Genomic DNA, 18,956 nt, shown 5'->3' on the forward strand with positions numbered 1-18,956 from the left:
CCTCCCCCGAGCGGAGCGCCGCGTGACAGCCCTCGCCCGCCCCGCCGCGCGGACCCGCGTCGCCCCGACCCGGGCGCTCCGCCACGGCCTAACGCTGGCCAGTCGCAACATCCGGCATATCGTCCGCTCGCCCGCGACCCTGCTGGACACGGTCGTCCAGCCGATCGCGTTCCTGCTGGTCTTCGCCTTCCTGTTCGGCGGGGCGATCTCGGGGGGCTGGCAGCCCTACCTGCAGACGCTGGTCCCGGGGCTGATGGTGCAGATCGCGCTGTACGCGAGCATGGGCACCGGACTCGCGCTGCACACCGACATCTCCAAGGGGGTGTTCGACCGGTTCCGCAGCCTGCCGATCGCGCGGTCGGCTCCGCTGGTCGGCGCGGTGCTGGGCGACGTGGTGCGGTACGCGGTCGCGGTCGGCGTGCTGCTGGCGCTGGCGTTCGCCCTCGGCTTCCGGGTGCAGACCGGTCCGCTGCCGGCGCTGCTCGCGTTCGTGCTCGTCATCGTGTTCGGACTGACCCTGTGCTGGCTGTCCGTCCTGGTGGGCCTGGTGGCGAGCAGCCCGCAGGCGGTCCCCGGCATCGCCACGGCCGTGGTGCTGCCGCTGACGTTCGGCAGCAACATCTTCGCCGATCCGGCCACCATGCCCGGCTGGCTGCAGCTGTGGGTGCGGGTGAACCCGGTGACCCACTTCGTGGACGCCGTCCGCGGCCTGCTGCTCGGCGGGCAGACCGCCGGCCCCCTCGCCGCCAGCCTGGTCGCGGTCATCGCGCTGCACGCCGTGCTGCTGCCGCTGGCCGTGCGCGCCTACCTGCGCCGGACCGGGTAGGGCGCCGGTCCGCCCGGTCGCCGCGAGGTGCGTCCCGAGGCCGCCCGTCCGCCGTGTGCGGCGGGCGGCACCCTGTCGCCGGTCACCGCCGACCGGCGCGTGATGATCTAGGAGCGAGCAGTTGTCCACCGTACACTTCACCCACGAGGACATCGCGAGAACCCGACTCGTACCGACGATCCAACCGATGATCGAGGCGCTGTTCGCGCTGGATTTCCTGGTGCGCGGCCCGGGGAGGCCCCGGCCGGGCGGGTGGGCGCAGCACGCGAGGACGCGCCTGGCCGCGCCGCCGGCCGTGCTGTCCGACCTCGAACGGACGGTGGCGCTGGGCGCCGAGCTGATGCCGGCCCTGTACGACCCGCACGCGCCGGGGCGCGGCCTCGCCGCGGTCGGCCTCCAGGACACGCGGCGCCCCGCGGAGCCCCGGGCGGTCCGGCCCGAGCTCCCCCGCGCGCTGGCCGCGCTGGCCGACGTCCACCGCTCGGCCATCGCCCCGTACGCCGAGAGCGTGCGCCGGCTGCACCAGCACACCCGCCGCGCGTTCCGCCGGCTGATCGCCGACCACGGGCTCGCCGCCGCGCTGGAGGCGACCGGCGACGGCGCCCGGTGGACGGCGGGCACGCTCACCGTCGACGACGGCGCGGACCGCGAGATCGTGCTGGAGGGCCAGGGCACCACGCTGGTGCCGTCGGTGTTCCTCAGCCGGGGGCCGCGCTTCTTCTCCTGGCCGGACCCGTTCTCCGGTCGGCTCACGTCGGTCCTGGTCTTCCCGGTGTGCCCGCACGGGCGGGCACCGGAGGCGCTGGTCAAGGACGACGACCGGGTGCCGACCCCGCTGCACCGGCTGCTGGGCCGGACCCGCACCGCCATCCTGGCGCAGCTGGAGCGCCCGAAGTCCTCGCGTGAGCTCAGCGAAGCGCTGAACGTCTCCGCGACGACGGTCAGCGAGCACACGTCGGTGCTGCGCAAGACCGGGCTGATCAGCACGACGCGCGCCAAGAACACGATGCGGCACGTGGTGACGCCGCTCGGTGCCATGATCCTGCGGTCGCCGAGCGCCCCGCAGCGCACCTGGTGCGCCGAGTGCGCGCACCGCAACCCTGCCCCGCTGCTGCGCACGGCGTAGCCCGGTCCGCCCGGCGGCGGGACCCGCGCGGGTCCCGCCGCGGCCGGCCGCCGCCGGCCGGGGCCGGGCCGGCCGCGCCGCCGGCGGCCCCGCGGCGCGGCCGGGGTCCCTACTCCCCCATCGCCTCGATCAGGCTCTTGGGGCGCATGTCGGTCCAGTTCCGCTCGACGTACTCCAGTGCCGCCGCCCGGCTGGTCTCCGCCAGGGCGACCTCCCAGCCGTCGGGTACCGCGGCGAACGACGGCCACAGGGAGTGCTGGCCCTCCGCGTTGACCAGGACCAGGTACGTGGCGTCGTCGTCCTCGAAGGGGTTGCTCACTGCTCTTCCTCTCGTTGTCGTCAGATGTCGGCCGCGGCGCGCCCCCGCCGGGGAGCGGCGGCGCGCGCGATCTCCGTCAGGCCGCGAGCGAACACCGCCGCGACCTCCTCGATGGTGGCGCGCCGGTGCAGTCCCCGTGAGTAGGTCCAGGAGAACTCCATGCGTTCCCCGACCAGGCTCCCGGTGACGTCGATGGTGTTGGCGCGCGGCTGGGCCGGCGCGTGGTCGCCGCCGGGCGAGGGCAGGAAGCGGTGGTAGAGGCCTCCGCCGTCCGCCTCGCCGCCGAAGCGGCCGAGGTAGTTGAAGCTCACCGGGGCGGCCGGCACACCGCTCAGCGCGGCGGCCCGGCGCTCGCCGCCGAGGTGGCGCAGCGCCCCGTATCCGATGCCGCGGTTGGGGACGTCGCGCAGCAGGCGCCGGACCGCGGCGACGGCCTGCTTCCAGCCGCGCGCGGCCGGGCCCCCGGTGTCGAGGGCGACCGGGTACAGGCTGGTGAACCAGCCGACCGTCCGCGACAGGTCGACGTCGTCGAACAGCTCCTCGCGGCCGTGGCCCTCCAGCTCCACCAGCACGCGGGGTGACCGCGTCCACTCGGCGAGGGCGCGGCCGAGCGCCGCGAGCAGCAGGTCGTCGATCCGGGCCCGGAACGCGCCGGGTGCGCGCCGGACGAGCAGCCGGGTGTGCTCCTCGTCCAGCGCGACGGTGACCACGTCCGCCGCGGCCACGGTGTTCGCCCCGCCGGGGTGGTCGGCCGGCACCTCGGTCGCGGCGCCCTCCGCGACCGCCGCCCAGTGGGGGAGCTCGTCGTCGAACCCCCCGTCCGCGGTGAACGCCGCGAGCCGGTCCGCCCAGTGCGGGAAGGACGTGGTCCGCGCGTCGAGCCGGACCGGCCGGCCGGCGGCGAGCGCCTGGTAGGCGGCCGCCAGGTCCTCCAGCAGCACCCGCCAGGAGACGCCGTCCACCACGAGGTGGTGCGCACGCAGCAGCAGCTGGGCGCGGCCGGCGTTCCCCTGGTCGAACAGCGCCGCGTCGAACAGCGGTCCCTCGGCGAGCCGCCTCGGCGGGCGGGACCGGGCCGCCTCCGCCGCGACGGCCGCCGCCACCCCGGCCGGCCCCGCTCCCGCGAGGTCGACCGTGCGCAGGACGGCGGCGTCCGGATCGGCGGCGGCGATCCGCTGCCGCCACCGGCCGCCGAGCCGCTCGGCCCGCAGCCGCAGCATGTCGTGGTGGCCGACCAGGTGCCGCAGGGCCGCGTCGAGCCGCCGCGCGTCGACGCCGCCGGCCAGCTCCACGAGCAGCGACATGTCGAAGTGCTCGGGCGCGATCGGATGGTGGGCGTAGAACCAGTGCTGGATCGGGGTGGCGCGCACCGGGCCCTCGGCCGGTGCGGCGCCGGCCGCGCTCGGTGCCGCGTCGGCGGGGGTACCGAGTCCGGCCGCCAGCCCGGCCACGGTCTGGCGGACGAAGACGTCCCGCGAGGTCAGGTCGAGGCCGGCGCGGCGGGCCCGCGACACCAGCTGGATGCTCAGGATCGAGTCGCCGCCCAGCTCGAAGAAGTTGTCCTCGATGCCGACCCGCTCGACGCCGAGCAGCTCCGCCCAGATCTCCGCGAGCAGCCGCTCCGGCTCCGTCCGCGGCGGCCGGTGGCCGGCCGGACCGTCCGTCGCCGGGGCGGGCAGCGCGGCGGTGTCCGCCTTCCCGTTCGCGGTGAGCGGGATCCGGTCCAGCACGACCACCGCGGAGGGGACCATGGCGGCGGGCAGCACCGCGCCGACGCCGGCGCGCACGGCGTCGGCGAGGGCGGTGCGGTCCGCGCCGCCGGGTTCCTCCGGCTGCACGTAGGCGACCAGGCGCCGCGCCCCGGGCCGGTCCTCGCGCACCGTGACGGCGGCCCGCCGGACTCCGGGCAGCGCGGCGACGGCGGCCTCGACCTCGCCCGGCTCGATCCGCACGCCGCGGATCTTCACCTGGGAGTCGGCGCGGCCGACGAACTCCAGCTCCAGAGCGGGTGTCCAGCGCACGACGTCGCCCGAGCGGTACATCCGGGAGCCGGGCGGCCCGAACGGGTCGGCCAGGAACCGCTCGGCCGTCAGGTCCGGCCGGCCCGCGTAGCCCCGGGCGACACCGTCCCCGGCCAGGTACAGCTCGCCGCGTACCCCGGGCGGAACCGGCCGCAGCCGGCCGTCGAGGACGTAGGCGCGCACGCCCGGCATCGGCCGTCCGACCAGCGGGCGCTCGGCCGGGCGGATCGGCCAGCAGAGGCTGTTCACCGTGGTCTCGGTGGGTCCGTAGAAGTTGCGTCCGGGCACCCCGGACTCCGCCAGGCGGGCGAGCAGCGCCGCGTCCAGCGGCTCCGCGCCGACCGTGACGAGCCGCGGCCGGTGCCGCCCCGCGTCGAGCAGTCCGGCCGCGACCAGCCGGGCCAGGTACGAGGGGGTGGCATCCAGGTAGTCCACCCGGTGCGTGTCGACGTAGCGGCACAGCTCCTCGGCGTCGAACCGGGTCTCCTCGCCGACCACGTGCAGGTGGCGGCCGTGCAGCAGCCACACCAGTGGATCCCAGGAGGCGTCGAAGCTCCAGGCGGCGAGGTGGGCGGCGGTGAACTTGCGCCCGCGCGCGCCCGCCGGGTCGAGCACCGTCGCCCGGTAGCCGTCGATCATCGCGCGCAGGTTGCGGTGGGTGACCATGACGCCCTTGGGCGCGCCGGTGGAACCGGAGGTGTACATCACGTACGCCTCGTGGTCGTCGGCCAGCGGGCGGACGCGTTCGGCGTCGGCGAGCGGCCCGGCGTCGAGCGCGGCGGTCCGGTCCAGCACGGCCGGATCGTCCACGACCTCCACGGGGAGGCCGGTTCCGGACTCGGGCAGCGCGGCGGCGGTCGCCCGCGCGACGAGCACCCGGCACGGCCGCGCCCGCTCGATGAGGCCGCGTATCCGCGCCGGCGGGTTCGCCGGGTCGACGGGCAGGTAGGCGGCCCCCGCCCGGAGCACGGCGAACAGCGCCACGACGGCGTCCGCGGTGCGCGGCAGCACCAGGGCCACGCGGTCCCCGGGGCCGACGCCGGCGGCGATGAGCCCGCGCGCGGCGCGGTTGACCCGCCGGTCGAGTTCGCCGAAGGACAGCGTGACCGGCCCCGCTGTGAGCGCCGGCCGGTCCGGGTGGGCGCGGGCCGCCTCGGTGAGCCCGGTGAGCACGTGCCCACTCCGGGGCTCGGTGGCGGGGCCGCGCCCGGCACGCAGCAGGCGCGCCCGCTCGTCCGCGGTGAGGTCGTCGATCCGGTGCAGCGGGGTGCGGCCGGAGTCGCCGGCCAGCCGGGCGAGCAGGGTGCCGAGCCGGCCGGTGAGCCCCTCGATCGTGCCGGGGTCGAACAGGGCGGTGTCGTACTCCACGGACCCGAGCAGCCGGTCGCCGGCCTCGACGAAGTCGAGGCTGAGGTCGAAGAGCGCGTGCCGCCGGGTCAGCGGGTGCTCCCGGATGGCGAGCCCGCCGATGTCGACGGACTCCGCCGGGGCGTTCTGCAGCGCCACGAGCGCCTGCACCAGGGTGGGCCGGGACGGGTCGCGCTCGGGCGCGACCGCCTCCACCACCCGGTCGAACGGCACGTCGGCGTGCGACAGCGCCTCAAGCACGGTCGCGCGCTCGGCGGCGATCAGCTCCGCGACGGTCGCCGACTCCGCGACCGGGGCGCGCAGCGCGAGCGTGTTGACGAAGAACCCGACGACGTCCTCCAGCTCGGCCCGGTCGCGCCCCGACACGACGGTGCCGACGGTGATGTCGCCCTGCCCGCTCTGGCGGGCGAGCAGCAGCCGGACCGCCGCGGTCAGCGTCATGAACAGGGTGGCGTCGTGCGCGTGCCCGAGCCGGCGCAGCCCGGCGAGCACGCCGCCCGGCACCTCGAACGCGTGCGTCGCGCCGGCCGTGCCGCGCACCGCGGGACGCGGCCGGTCGGTGGGCAGCTCCAGCGGCGCCGCTCCGGTGAGCCGGCGACGCCAGTACTCCAGCTGGCCGCGCCGGCGCTCGCCGTCGGCGCGGGCGTGCTGCCACACCGCGACGTCGGCGTGGCGCACCGGCGGCGGCCGCAGGCCCGCGAGGGCCGCCAGCCGGTCCGGCGGCGCGCCCGGGTGCGTGAGGGCCGCGGAGTACAGCGGGCCGATCTCGCGGGTGAGTACCGACATCGACCACGCGTCCACGACGATGTGGTGCATCGTCAGCAGGAGGACGTGGTCGTCGGCGCCCACGGCGACGAGCAGGCAGCGGAGCAGCGGCCCCTCGGCGAGGGAGAACGGCCGGCGCACCTCGGCGTCGAGCAGCCGGTCCAGTTCGGCCTCGCGCTCGGCGGGCGGCAGCCGCGTGACGTCGGCGGTGGCGAGGGGGTCCCGGGCGGCGGGCCCGACCACCTGCACCGGCCGGCCGTCGCGGGCGGGGAAGGTCGTCCGCAGGGCGTCGTGCCGGTGCACGAGGGCCCGGAGCGCCGCCTCCAGCGCGCCGACGTCCAGCCTGCCGACCAGGCGCATCGCCGCGCCGGAGTTGTACTCGGCGCCGCCCGGCTGGTAGCGGTCGAGGAACCAGAGCCGGCGCTGCGCGTCGGAGAGCGGCAGCTCCTCGCCGGGTGCGGCCGGGGTGATGGGGCCGTCCTCCGCTACCGGGGCGGCGGGGTCGCCGCCGGCCGCCTCGATCGCGCGGGCGAGTCCGGCGACGGTGGGGTGGTCGAACAGCGCCCGGACAGGCAGCCGCACCCCGAACGCGTCGGCGATCCGCGACGTCAGCCGGACCGCGCCGATGGAGTCGCCGCCGACTCGGAAGAAGTCGTCGTGCACGCCGACCTCGGCCAGCCCGAGCAGGCCGGCCCACAGCTCGCCGAGCCGCCGCTCGGTGGGGGTGCGGGGCGCCACGAGCGGCGCCGCCGACTGGCCGGCCCAGTCCACCGGCGGCAGCGCCGCGCGGTCGACCTTGCCGTTGCCGGTCAGTGGCAGCTCCGGCAGCAGCTGGAACGCCGCCGGCACCATGAAGGCGGGCAGTGCGGCGGCGGCCCGTTCGCGGAGCCGGGCGACGGTACCGGCGTCCAGGCCGATCCCCGGAGCCGGCACCACGTGCGCCACCAGGCGGTGCTCCGCACCGGTCCGCGCGGTCCCCACGGCCGCCGCCGCGACCTCCGGCAGCGCGCGCAGGGCCGCCTCGACCTCGCCGGGCTCGATCCGGTGCCCGCGCACCTTCACCTGGTCGTCGGTCCGGCCGACGAACTCCAGGACGCCGCCGGGGCGCCGGCGCACGACGTCGCCCGAGCGGTACATCCGGGAGCCGGGCGGCCCGAACGGGTCGGCGACGAACCGCTCCGCGGTCAGCCCCGGCCGCCGCCAGTACCCGCGCGCCAGCCCGTCTCCGGCGATGTAGAGCTCACCGGGCACGCCTTCGGCGACGGGGCGCAGCCACCGGTCCAGCACCCGGAGCCGGGTCCCGGGCATCGCCGTGCCGATGGGCGGGACCGCGCTCCCGGTCAGCGGCTCGCTCATCGTCGCGCACACGGTCGCCTCGGTCGGACCGTAGGCGTTGTACACGCGTCGGCCGGCGGCGAACGCCGGGACCAGTTCGCCCGGGCACGCCTCCCCGGCCAGGAGCAGGGCGCGCACCGGCCCCAGTTCCTCTGGGCGCAGGCCCGGCAGCAGCGCGGGCGGCAGCGTCACGTGGGTGACGCGGTGCTCGCGCAGCGTCTCGGCGAGCCGTTCGCCCAGCAGCGCCGCACGTGGCACCGCCACAGCGGTGGCGCCGTTCAGCAGCGCGACGGTGAGTTCGGCGACGGCCGCGTCGAAGCTGGGTGAGGCGAACTGGAGCACCCGGGAGCCCGGGCCGACCGCCAGCCGCGCGGCCTGGCCGCCGGCCAGGCTCGCGATGCCGCGGTGCGGCACCACCACCCCCTTGGGCCGGCCGGTCGACCCCGAGGTGTAGATGACGTAGGCGGCGTCGTCGACGCCGATCCCGGGGTCCGCGGGAGCGGGCGGATGCGCGTCGATGGCGGCGCGCTCCCGGTCGACCTCGACGCGGCGCACGTCGGGCGGCAGCCGGTCCGCCAGCGCCGCGCTGGTCAGCACGGTGCGCACCGCGGAGTCCTCGACCATGAACGCGAGCCGGCCGGCCGGGTAGTCGGGGTCCAGCGGCAGGTAGCCCGCGCCCGCGCGGGTCACGGCCAGCAGCGCGACGACGAGGTCGGCGCCGCGCTCCAGGCAGACGCCCACGAAGTCGCCGCGCCCGATCCCGCGCGACCGCAGGAAGCCGGCGAGCCGGCCGGCCCGGGCGTCCAGCTCCCCGTACCCGGTCTCCCCGTCCGCCGTGGCGAGGGCGGGCGCGGCCGGGTCTGCCGCCACCCGACGGGCGAACAGCGCGGGCAGCGTGCCCGGTTCCCGCGGCGGCTCGGGCGAGGTCCCGTCCCGCAGCGCCCGGCGCCGCTCGGCGGGATCGAGCGGGTCGAGCGCCCGCAGCGGCCGCGGGTCGGCGGCGGCCGCGAGCACGGCGCACAGCCGGCCGGCGAGCGCCTCGACGGTGCCGTGGTCGAAGAGGTCGGTGCTGTATTCGACGGCCGCCTCGATCCCGGAGCCGTCCTCGCGGAACTCCAGCGTGACGTCGAAGACGGCCGCCTCGCGGCGCACGGGGAACGGCCGGGCGGCGAGGTCGCCGAGGCGGGCGGTCCGCGGCGCGCCGCCGTCGGCGTTCTGCAGCACGACCGCCGCCTGGACCAGCGGCGGCGTGGACGGGTCGCGTTCGGCGAGCACCTCGTCCACCACGGCGTCGAACGGCACGCCGGCGTGGTCGAGGTCGGCGAGCACGGCGTCGCGGGTGCGCTCCACTAGTTCGCCGAACGACAGCCGCTCGTCGATCCGGGCGCGCAGCGCGACGGTGTTGGCGAAGAACCCGACGAGGTCCCGCAGTTCGGGCCGGTCCCGCCCCGCGGTGACCGTGCCGACGACGACGTCGTCGGCACCGGTCCACCGGGCCATCGTGAGCTGCGCCGCGGCGAGGAGCACCGGGAACAGCCCGGTGGCGCGCTCGCGCGCCACCCGCCGCACCGCCCGCACCGCGGGCTCGGGCAGCCGGAACGGGTGGGAGCCGCCGCGGGTGCCGCGCACGGCCGGGCGCGGCCGGTCGGTGGGGAGGTTCAGCGGCGGTGCGCCGGCCAGCCGGTCGCGCCAGTGCGCGAGCGAGCGCCGGTACTCCTGGCCGGTGAGGCGCTCGCGCTGCCAGACCGCGTAGTCGGCGTAGCGCACGGGAAGCTCGGGCAGCCCCGCGAGCGCGGGCAGCGCGCCGGCGGCGCGGTCGGGGTCGCGCAGCGCGGCCCGGTAGAGGGCGTCGAGTTCGGCGCGCAGCACGCCCATGGACCAGCCGTCGGTGACGATGTGGTGCATCGCCAGCAGCAGGACGGCGCGCCGCTCCCCGGCACGGACCAGGTGCACGCGCAGCGGCGGACCAGCCGCGAGGTCGAACGGTTCCGCGTAGCGGCGGGCGACGAGGTCGTGCAGCGCCGCCTCGTCGCCGGGCGGCACGGCCGCCTCGTCGATCCCGACCTCGGCGGCGGCGCCCACCACCTGGACCGCCTCGCCGTGGACCTCGGGGAAGGCCGTGCGCAGCGGCTCGTGCCGGTGCACCAGTGCCGTGCACGCCCGCCGCAGGGCGGCGGCGTCCAGGTCGCCGCGCAGTTCGAGCGCCAGGCCCGAGTTGTAGTCGGCGCGGCCGGGGTCCAGCCGGTCCAGGAACCACAGCCGCCGCTGGGCGGGCGACAGCGGAACGGCGCCCTCGCGCGGAGCTGGGCCGATCCGGTCGGCGCGCCGCGGGCCGGCCGTGAGGCGGCGCAGCATCTCCGCCCGCAGCCGGCTCCGCGCGTCGTCCGCGGCCGGCGCCGGGCCGGCGGCGGCTCCTCGCTCGGGGGCGCCCCCGCGGTTGGCGGTCATCGCTCGCTCCTCCACATGTCGTCGCTGGTGTCGGGGGTCGGACGGAAGGCCCGCGGCCGCGCCGCGTCCCCCGCTCACTCGGCCATGTCGGCGAGCACGGCGGCCTCGACCGCGGCGGCGAAGCCGCGCACGCTCTGGTGGTCGAACACGGTGCGGGTCGGCAGTCGGACGGCGAAGGCCGCCTCGACCTCGCCGACGATCCGCAGCGCCACGACCGAGTCGCCGCCGATCTCGAAGAAGTTGTCGTCGGCCCCGACCCGCTCCAGGCCGAGCACCGCCGCCCAGATGTCGGCGACGGCGCGCTCCGCGACCGTCTCCGGCGGGGCGTGCCCCTCGGACGTGCCCGCCGCCCAGTCCGGGTCGGGCAGCGCCCGGCGGTCGACCTTCCCGTTCGGGGTGAGCGGCACGGCGTCGATTAGCGTGAGCGGCGCCGGGACCATGTAGCCCGGGAGCACGGCGGCGACCCGGGCCGCGACAGCCGCGGGGTCGAGGCCGGCCCCCGCCTCGGGCACCAGGTAGCCGACGAGCCGACGCGCCCCGGACGGGGCTTCGGCGACGGCGGCGACCGCCTGGGCCACCCCGGCGCATCCGGCGAGGGCGTTCTCCACCTCGCCGAGTTCGATCCGGAATCCGCGGACCTTCACCTGCCCGTCGGTCCGGCCCAGGTACTCGATCCGGTGGTCGGCGGTCCAGCGCACCAGGTCCCCGGTGCGGTAGAGCCGCGTACCGGAGCCGGACGGGTCGGCCACGAACCGCTCGGCGGTGGGCCCGCGCCGGCCCTCGTACCCCCGGGCCACGCCGGGCCCGCCGATGTACAGCTCACCGGGGACGCCCATCGGGACCGGCCGCAGCAGCGGGTCGAGCACGAGCGCCCGGGTGTTGTCCATCGGCCGGCCGATCGGCGCGGTGCCCGCCCGCGCGTCGGCGAGCGTGATCGGGCCGCAGACGGCGAACGTGGTGGTCTCGGTCGGCCCGTAGCCGTTGACGACCTCGACGTCCGGGCACGCCTCGCGCACCCGGGCGACGGCCCCGGGCGGCACCGCCTCGCCGCCTGCCCACACCTCGGCGAGGCCGGTGAAGCACTCCGGCGCCTGGTGGGCGAGCTGCGCGAACAGCGCGGCGGTGAGGAACAGCGCGGTGACGCCGTGCCCCTCGACGTACCCGCGCAGCGCCTCCGGGGTGAGGTCGGCGGTCTCGGCGACCACCACGGTCCCGCCGGACAGCAGCGGGACCCACACCTCGTAGGTGGCCGCGTCGAAGGCGTGCGGCGAGTGGAAGAGCACCCGCTCGTGCCCGCGGCGCCACCGGCGGTCGCGGGCCAGCGCGACGACGTTGCGGTGGCCCACGGTGACCCCCTTGGGGACGCCGGTGGAGCCGGAGGTGTACATCACGTACGCCGCCGCCCCGGGCGGCACGGTGCCGAGGCCGGAGCCGCCGGTACCCGCTCCGCCGCGGCCGGCCGGGCGCGGATCCTCCGGGGACGCGTCGCCGGGGTCGACCACCGGGACCGCCGGCTCCGCCGGGAGGCGGTGCCGGGCGTCGGCGTCGGCGACCACGGCGGCGACCGCGCCGTCGGCGAGCAGCCACGCGACCCGCTCCGGCGGCACCTCGTCGTGCACCGGCAGGTAGCCGGCGCCGGCCTTCAGGACGGCGAGCATCGCGACGACGGCACGCGGCGAGCGGGGCAGCAGCAGTGCCACGCGGGACTCCGGCCGCACCCCGGCCTCGCGCAGCCGCCGGGCCAGCCGCTCGGCGCGGGCGTCCAGTTCGGCGTAGCTGAGCCGTCCGCCGGCGCCGACCACCGCGTCCGCGTCCGGCCGTGCCGCGGCGCACTCGGCGAACAGTTCGTGAATCGCGCGCTCGGGCAGCGGTGCCGTGGCGCCGTCGGTGCGCGGCGCGGTGTCCCCGCCCGCCCGCACCGGCAGCCGCCCGATCGGCGTGTCCGGGTGGCGGACCAGGGTCCGGACGATCCGCGCGAGGTCGTCGAGCAGCCGCCGCACGGTGCCGGCGTCGAAGTGCCGGGGCTCGTACCCCAGGAGCAGCCGGACCCGCCCGGTGGCGTACGCGCTCAGCGTCAGCGGGTAGTTGGTCGCCTCGTTGGCGGTGACCTCCGCGACCGCGACGCCGCAGCGCTCGGCCGCCGCCCGGTCCACCGGGTAGTTCTCGAACACCACGATGCTGTCGAACAGCGGGGTGTCGCCGGGCAGCGCGGACTCCGCCTGCACCCGGGCGAGCGGCAGGAAGTCGTACCCGCGGGACTCCACTTGGCGGTCCTGGATCCCGCGCAGCCACGCGGCCGCCGGCGCGGCCGGGTCGACGCGCACCCGGACCGGCAGGGTGTTGATGAAGAGTCCGATCGCGGTGTCGGCGCCGGGCAGGTCGGCGGGCCGGCCGGAGGTGGTCGCGCCGAACACCACGTCCGTCCGCCCGGAGTGGACCGACAGCAGCAGCGCCCACGCGCCCTGCACCAGAGCGTTGACGGTGAGCCGGTTCCGCCGCGCGAAGGCGTGCACCGCCGCGGAGTCCTCCGGCGACAGGTCGCATGCGAGGCGTTCGGTCGAGCGCGCCGCGCGCACGTCCTCGGGGTCCCGGTCGTAGGGCAGCGGCACCGGGGCGTCGAACCCGGCCAGCACCGTGCGCCAGTAGCGGAGCCCGGTGGCGGTGTCCTGCCGCCGGATCCACGCCACATGGTCCCGGAACGGACGCCGCGGCCGGGGCTCGCCGCCGGCGTAGGCGGTGAGCACGTCGTCGAGCAGCAGCGGCAGGCTCCAACCGTCCAGCAGCAGGTGGTGGAAGGTCAGCACCATGCGCACCGCCGCCACGCCGCCGCCAGCGCGGCCGTGTCCGCCACACCGTCCAGCAGCAGGACCAGCTGCTCGAAGTACGAGGAGGACTCCGGCTCCAGCACCGAGTGGAACAGCATGCCCTGCTGCATCGGCGTCAGCGGGTAGACATCGGCGACATCGCGGCCGTCGCCCACCAGCCGGTCCACCGCGGCCTGGTCCAGGGCCACCAGCGGGAAGTCCGACGGGGTCGCCCCGCCCACCCCCTCGGCCAGGCAGAACCGCACCAGGTCCGCCAGCCCGGCCGTGAACCGCTCGGCCAGCGCCCGGACGGTCCCCTCCTCGTGGACGGTGCGGGCGTAGGCCCAGTCGAACACCAGCCGGCCGCCTGCCACCCGGCCGACCACCTCCAGCAGGTGGGCACGCGGGTGCCGCGGGTCTCCGGGGTCGGTGAGGAAGCGGACGGCCGGTGCCGCGGTACCGGCGTCGAAGCGGCCCAGGTAGTTGAAGCTCACCCGGGGAGCCGGGACGTCCTCCAGCGCCGCCCGCTGCTCCGGGGTGCCCAGGTGGCGCAGCGCGCCGAACCCGATCCCCCGGTTCGGCACCGAGCGGAGGTCCTCCTTCACCGCCTTCAGCAGCTCACCCCAGTCCCACCCGGTGCCGGTACGCAGCGCCACCGGGAACACGCTGGTGAACCAGCCCACCGTCCGCGATACGTCCACCCCGGCCGCGCCGCCGGGCAGCTCCTCCCGGCCGTGTCCCTCCAGGTCCACCAGCACCCGCTCGGCGCCGCACCACTCCCCCAGCACCCGGCCCAGCACCGCCAGCAGCACGTCGTTCACCTGGGTCCGGAACACCCCGGGGACCTCCCGGAGCAGTTCGGCGGTGCGCTCCGGGTCGAGGGCGACCGAGACGGTCCGCCGCTCCGCCACCGTGTTGGGGCCCTCGGCGTCCACCGGCAGTGCGGCGGTGCCCGCGACGCCTGCCGCAGCGCCGCCGCCAGGTCCTCCAGCAGCACCCGCCACGACACCCCGTCCACCACCAGGTGGTGCGCCACCACCAGCAGCCGGGACCGGGACGGGGCTCCCCCGTCGAGCAGGACCACCCGCACCGGCGGTCCTTCGCGCAGGTCCACCTCGGCCCGCGCCCGTTCGGCGTGCGCCGCCACCAGCGCGTCCAGGTCGGCGGGGGACGCCGAGCCGGCGTCCGCGACCGTGAGCACCCGGTCGACGTCCTCCCGGTCGGCCGTCCACAGCCGCCGGTCACCGTCGACGTCGGCCACGCGCAGCCGCAGCATGGCGTGCCGGTCCAGCAGCGCCGCGACGGCGCGCGGCAGGGCGGCCGCGTCGATGCCGCCCGGCGGGTCCAGCAGCACGGACATCGTGAACCGCTCCGGCGCGGTCCGGTGGGAGTCCAGGAACCACCGCATGACGGGGGTCTCCGGCACCGGGCCGGCCGCCGGAAGGAGGTCCGGGCCGCGCTCCTCGGCGGCTCCGTCGAGGACCGCGGCCTCGGCGAGCGCCGCCACGGTCTGGCGGGTGAACACGTCCTTCGACGTCAGCGGCAAACCGGCCCGCCGGGCCCGGGCGACCAGCTGGATGCTGACGATGGAGTCGCCCCCGAGATCGAAGAAGTTGTCGTGCACGCCGACGCGCTCGACCCCCAGCACCTCGGCGAAGACCCCCGCCAGCACCCGCTCCGCCTCGGTACGCGGCGCGACGTGGCGGTAGCCGACCAGCCGCGGCGCCCCGGCCCGGTCCTCCCGGGCGCGGACCACCGCCTGCCGCACTCCGGGCAGCGCGGTCAGAGCGGACTCGACCTCGCCCGGCTCGATCCGGAAGCCGCGGATCTTCACCTGCGCGTCGGCCCGCCCCACGAACTCCAACTGGCCGTCGGACCCCCAGCGCACCAGGTCCCCGGTCCGGTACAGCCGCTCCCCCGAACCCGACGGATCCGCCACGAACCGCTCCGCCGTCAGCCCCGGCCGGCCCCAGTAGCCGCGGGCCACGCCCGCGCCTCCGACGTAGAGCTCGCCGACCACCCCGGCCGGGACCGCCCGCAGCAGCCCGTCCAGCACCAGCACGCGCGTGCCGCGTACCGGGCGGCCGATCGGCGGGGTGCTTCCGGGTTCGAGCGGGTCGCTGAGGGTCGCGGCGATGGTGGTCTCCGTCGGCCCGTAGGCGTTGACCATCCGGCGGCCGGGCGCCCAGCGGTTGACGAGTTCGGCCGGACACGCCTCCGCGCCCACCACGAGGGTGCGCAGATCCGGGTAGTCGCCGGGCGGCAGCGTGCCGAGGACGGACGGCGGGATGAGCGTGAGGGTGACGCGCTCACCGCGCAGCACGTCGGCGAGGTCGTCGCCGACCAGCACCCCCGGCGGCGGGACCACCAGGGTGCCGCCGGTTCCGAACGCCATGAGCAGTTCCATCACCGAGGCGTCGAAACTCGCCGAGGCGAGCTGGAGCACCCGCTCCTCCGGCCCGGAACCGAACCGCTCCACCTGCGCGGCGGCCAGCTCGCCGACCCCGCGGTGGGTGACGAGCACCCCCTTGGGCACGCCGGTGGAGCCGGACGTGTAGATGAGGTAGGCGGCGTCGTCCAGGCCGATCTCGGGCCGGGCCGGCGCCGGCCGCGCCGGCTGGTCGCCGTCCGGGGCGGCGGGGCGGTCGGCGAGCTCGTCCAGCAGGATCCGGTGCGGCCCTCGCGGCAGTCCCCCGGCCGCGGCCCGGCGGGTGAGGACGAGGGCGGCGCCGGCGTCGGCCAGCATGAACCGCAGGCGGTCGGCGGGGTAGCCGGGGTCGAGCGGCAGGTGGACGGCGCCGGTCCGCACCACGGCGAGCAGCGCGGCGACGAAGTCCGGGCCGCGCTCCAGGCAGACGCCGACCGGCTCCCCGCGCCGCACCCCGCGCGCCCGGAGCTCCCCGGCGATCCGGTCGGCGCGGGCGTCGAGCTGGGCGTAGCTGAGCCGCTCGCCGCCGCCGGCCAGCGCGGCGGCGTCCGGGCGCGCCGCGACGCACGCGTCGAACAGCCCGACCAGGGTGCTGCGGCGCAGCTCGGTAGGGCCGGTCCCCCAGGTCCGGACGAGTCGGCGGCGCTCGGCCGGCGGCTGGACCGGGACGTCGGCGAGCCGGCGCTCCGGGTCGGCGGCGAGCGCGGCCAGCAGGTCGGTGAGCTGGTCGGTGAGCCGGTCGGCGGTGCCGGGGTCGAAAAGCGCCGGGTCGTAGCGCAGGTGCAGGGCGATCCGGGGGCCGTCGTAGCCGACGAGCGTCAACGGGTAGTTCGTCGCCTCGTTCGCGGTGGCCTCGACGAGCGTGACGCCGTGCCGGCGCGCGGAGTCGGCGTCCATCGGATAGTTCTCGAACACCACGATGCTGTCGAACAGCTGGGTGTCCTTGGGCAGCCCGGACTCCGCCTGGACCTCGGTCAGCGGCAGGAAGTCGTAGCGGCGCGCCTCGGCCTGCGCGTCCTGGATCCCGCGCAGCCACGCGGCCGCCGGCGCGGCCGGGTCGATCCGGATCCGGACCGGCAGCGTGTTGATGAAGAGTCCGATCGCGGTGTCGGCGCCGGGCAGGTCGGCGGGCCGGCCGGAGGTGGTCGCGCCGAACACCACGTCGGTGCGGCCCGAGTGGACCGACAGCAGCAGCGCCCACGCGCCCTGGAGCACGGCGTTGACGGTGAGCCGGTTCCGCCGCGTGAAGGCGCGGACCGCACCGGTCGCCTGGACGGAGAGCGTCCGGGAGACGCGTGCGGTGCAGCGGGCCGCGCGCACGTCCTCGGGGGTCCGGTCGTAGGGCAGCGGCACCGGGGCGTCGAACCCGCCCAGCAACGTGCGCCAGTGCCGCCGGGCCGCGGCGCGGTCCTGGCGCGCCAGCCACTCCAGGTGCCCGCGGATGGTGGGGCGGGCGGGCGGCTCGCCGCCGGCGTAGGCGGTGAGCACGTCGTCGAGCAGCAGCGGCAGGCTCCAACCGTCCAGCAGCAGGTGGTGGAAGGTCAGCACCATGCGCACCCGGACGGCCACCGGGAGCCGCGCGGCGCGCCGGACCATCTGCACCGGTGCGTCGAGTCCGTCCCACACGACGGTGGTGCGCAGGAGGGGGGTGCGTTCGGCCACCCGACGCCACGCCGCCGCCAGCGCGGCCGTGTCCGCCACACCGTCCAGCAGCACCACCACCTGCTCGACGTAGGCCGGGGCGTCCGGCTCCAGCAGCGAGTGGAACAGCATGCCCTGCTGCATCGGCGTCAGCGGGTAGATGTCCACCACGTCGCGGCCGTCGCCCACCAGCCGGTCCACCGCGGCCTGGTCCAGGGCCACCAGCGGGAAGTCCGACGGGGTCGCCCCGCCCGCCCCCTCCGACAGGCAGAACCGCACCAGGTCCGCCAGCCCGGCCGTGAACCGCTCGGCCAGCGCCGCGACCGTCGCACGGTGGTGCCGTCCAACCGAGTACACCCAGTCGAAGACCAGGCGGTCGCCGACCACCCGGCCGACCACCTCCAGCGCGTGCGTGCGCCGTTCGGCGGGCGCGTGCTCTCCCCCGACGTTGAGCGCCACCGAGCGGACCGGTCCGGCGCCACCCGCCGCCGCGTCGAAGCGGCCCAGGTAGTTGAAGCTCACCCGGGGAGCCGGGATCGCCGCGAGCGCCGCCCGCTGCTCCGGGGTGCCCAGGTGACGCAGCGCACCGAACCCAATCCCCCGGTTCGGCACCGCCCGCAGATCCTCCTTCACCGCCTTCAGCAGCTCACCCCAGTCCCACCCGGTACCGGTACGCAGCGCCACCGGGAACACACTGGTGAACCAGCCGACGGTCCGTCCGATCTCCGGGGTGGCGGCCTCACCGGGCAGCTCCTCGCGCCCGTGCCCCTCCAGGTCGACCAGCACCCGCTCGGCGCCGCACCACTCCCCCAGCACCCGGCCCAGCACCGCCAGCAGCACGTCGTTCACCTGGGTCCGGAACACCCCGGGCACGTCGCGCAGCAGCCGCCGGGTGGGCTCGGCCGGCAGCGCGGCCGTGACGGTCCGCGCGCCGGCCACCGTGTCGCCGGCGGCGTCCGGGGTGCGGTCGACCGGGATCTCCGCGGCCGCCTCCGCCGCGACGCCGGTCCAGTGCTCCAGCTCCGCGTCGAACCCGCCGCCCTCCGTGCACGCGACCAGCCGGTGCGCCCACTCCCCGAACGGCACCGACCCCGGACCCAGATCCACCCCCGAGCCCTCCGACGCCTGCCGCAGCGCCGCCGCCAGATCCTCCAGCAGCACCCGCCACGACACCCCGTCGACCGCGAGGTGGTGGGCGACCACGAGCAGCCGCGAGCTGCGTCCGGTGCCGCGGTCGAACCACACGGCCCGCACGACCGGGCCCGCGGCGAGGTCGAGTGCCGCGTGCAGCGGCTCCGCGGTGCGCCGGACGAACCGGCCCAGGCCGCCGTCGGCGACGGAGGAGGCGTCCACCCGCTCCAGCACCCGGTCCACGGACTCGTCCTCGGCGACGCGCAGCCGGGGGCCGCCGGGGGCCGGCTCCGCCCGCACGCGCAGCATGGCGTGCCGGTCCAGCAGCGCCGCGACCGCGGCGCGCACCGCCGCAAGACCGACGTCCTCAGCGAGCTCCACCAGCACCGACATGGTGAAGTGGTGCGGCGCCACCGGATGGGTGTCGAAGAACCACCGCACGATGGGGGTGGCCGGCACCGGGCCGGCCACTGGGCGGGACGGCTCGGGGCGCTCCTGTGCGCCGTCGGGTGCCGCCGGCACCGCGACCTCCGCCAGCCCGGCGACGGTCTGCCGGGTGAAAACGTCCTTCGACGTCAGCAGCAGGCCGGCCCGCCGGGCCCGGGCGACCAGCTGGATGCTCAGGATCGAGTCACCGCCCAGGGTGAAGAAGTTGTCGTGCACGCCGACGCGCTCGACCCCCAGCACCTCGGCGAAGACCCCCGCCAGCACCCGCTCCGCCTCGGTACGCGGCGCGACGTGGCG

At 77.1% G+C, this 18,956-nt stretch carries 7 protein-coding genes; 2 read left to right on the forward strand and 5 right to left on the reverse strand.

All coding sequences use genetic code 11. The features are described from left to right. The first annotated feature begins 22 nt into the window (after positions 1-22). Complete coding sequence (locus DEF28_RS22175) at positions 23-826, forward strand: ABC transporter permease (protein ID WP_114399752.1); 804 nt, start codon at positions 23-25, stop codon at positions 824-826. 121 nt (positions 827-947) lie between these two features. Then, a complete protein-coding gene (locus DEF28_RS22180; protein ID WP_147280215.1) occupies positions 948-1,952 on the forward strand; it encodes a winged helix-turn-helix domain-containing protein in 1,005 nt (334 codons plus the stop codon). A 109-nt stretch (positions 1,953-2,061) separates the two neighbouring features. On the opposite strand, the gene DEF28_RS22185 is transcribed toward DEF28_RS22180, so the two are convergent. From DEF28_RS22185 to DEF28_RS22205, 5 genes are all read right to left on the reverse strand, one after another. Further along, on the reverse strand, positions 2,062-2,271 hold the full coding sequence (locus tag DEF28_RS22185) for an MbtH family protein (protein WP_114399749.1): 210 nt from the start codon (positions 2,269-2,271) through the stop codon (positions 2,062-2,064). A 20-nt stretch (positions 2,272-2,291) separates the two neighbouring features. Continuing rightward, on the reverse strand, positions 2,292-10,208 hold the full coding sequence (locus DEF28_RS22190; RefSeq protein ID WP_114399750.1) for a non-ribosomal peptide synthetase: 7,917 nt from the start codon (positions 10,206-10,208) through the stop codon (positions 2,292-2,294). 74 nt (positions 10,209-10,282) lie between these two features. Further along, complete coding sequence (locus DEF28_RS22195) at positions 10,283-13,015, reverse strand: non-ribosomal peptide synthetase (RefSeq protein WP_114399751.1); 2,733 nt, start codon at positions 13,013-13,015, stop codon at positions 10,283-10,285. Next, on the reverse strand, positions 13,006-13,947 hold the full coding sequence (locus DEF28_RS28870; RefSeq protein WP_158562899.1) for a condensation domain-containing protein: 942 nt from the start codon (positions 13,945-13,947) through the stop codon (positions 13,006-13,008). Before DEF28_RS28870 ends, DEF28_RS22195 begins: the two co-directional genes overlap by 10 nt. After that, positions 13,830-18,956, reverse strand: a 5,127-nt coding sequence (locus DEF28_RS22205) for a non-ribosomal peptide synthetase (protein WP_147281083.1), incomplete at its 5' end; no start/stop codon positions are given. The genes DEF28_RS22205 and DEF28_RS28870, both read right to left, overlap by 118 nt.

Origin of the sequence: Marinitenerispora sediminis, assembly GCF_003336425.1 — a bacterium.
GTDB lineage: Bacteria > Actinomycetota > Actinomycetes > Streptosporangiales > Streptosporangiaceae > Marinitenerispora > Marinitenerispora sediminis.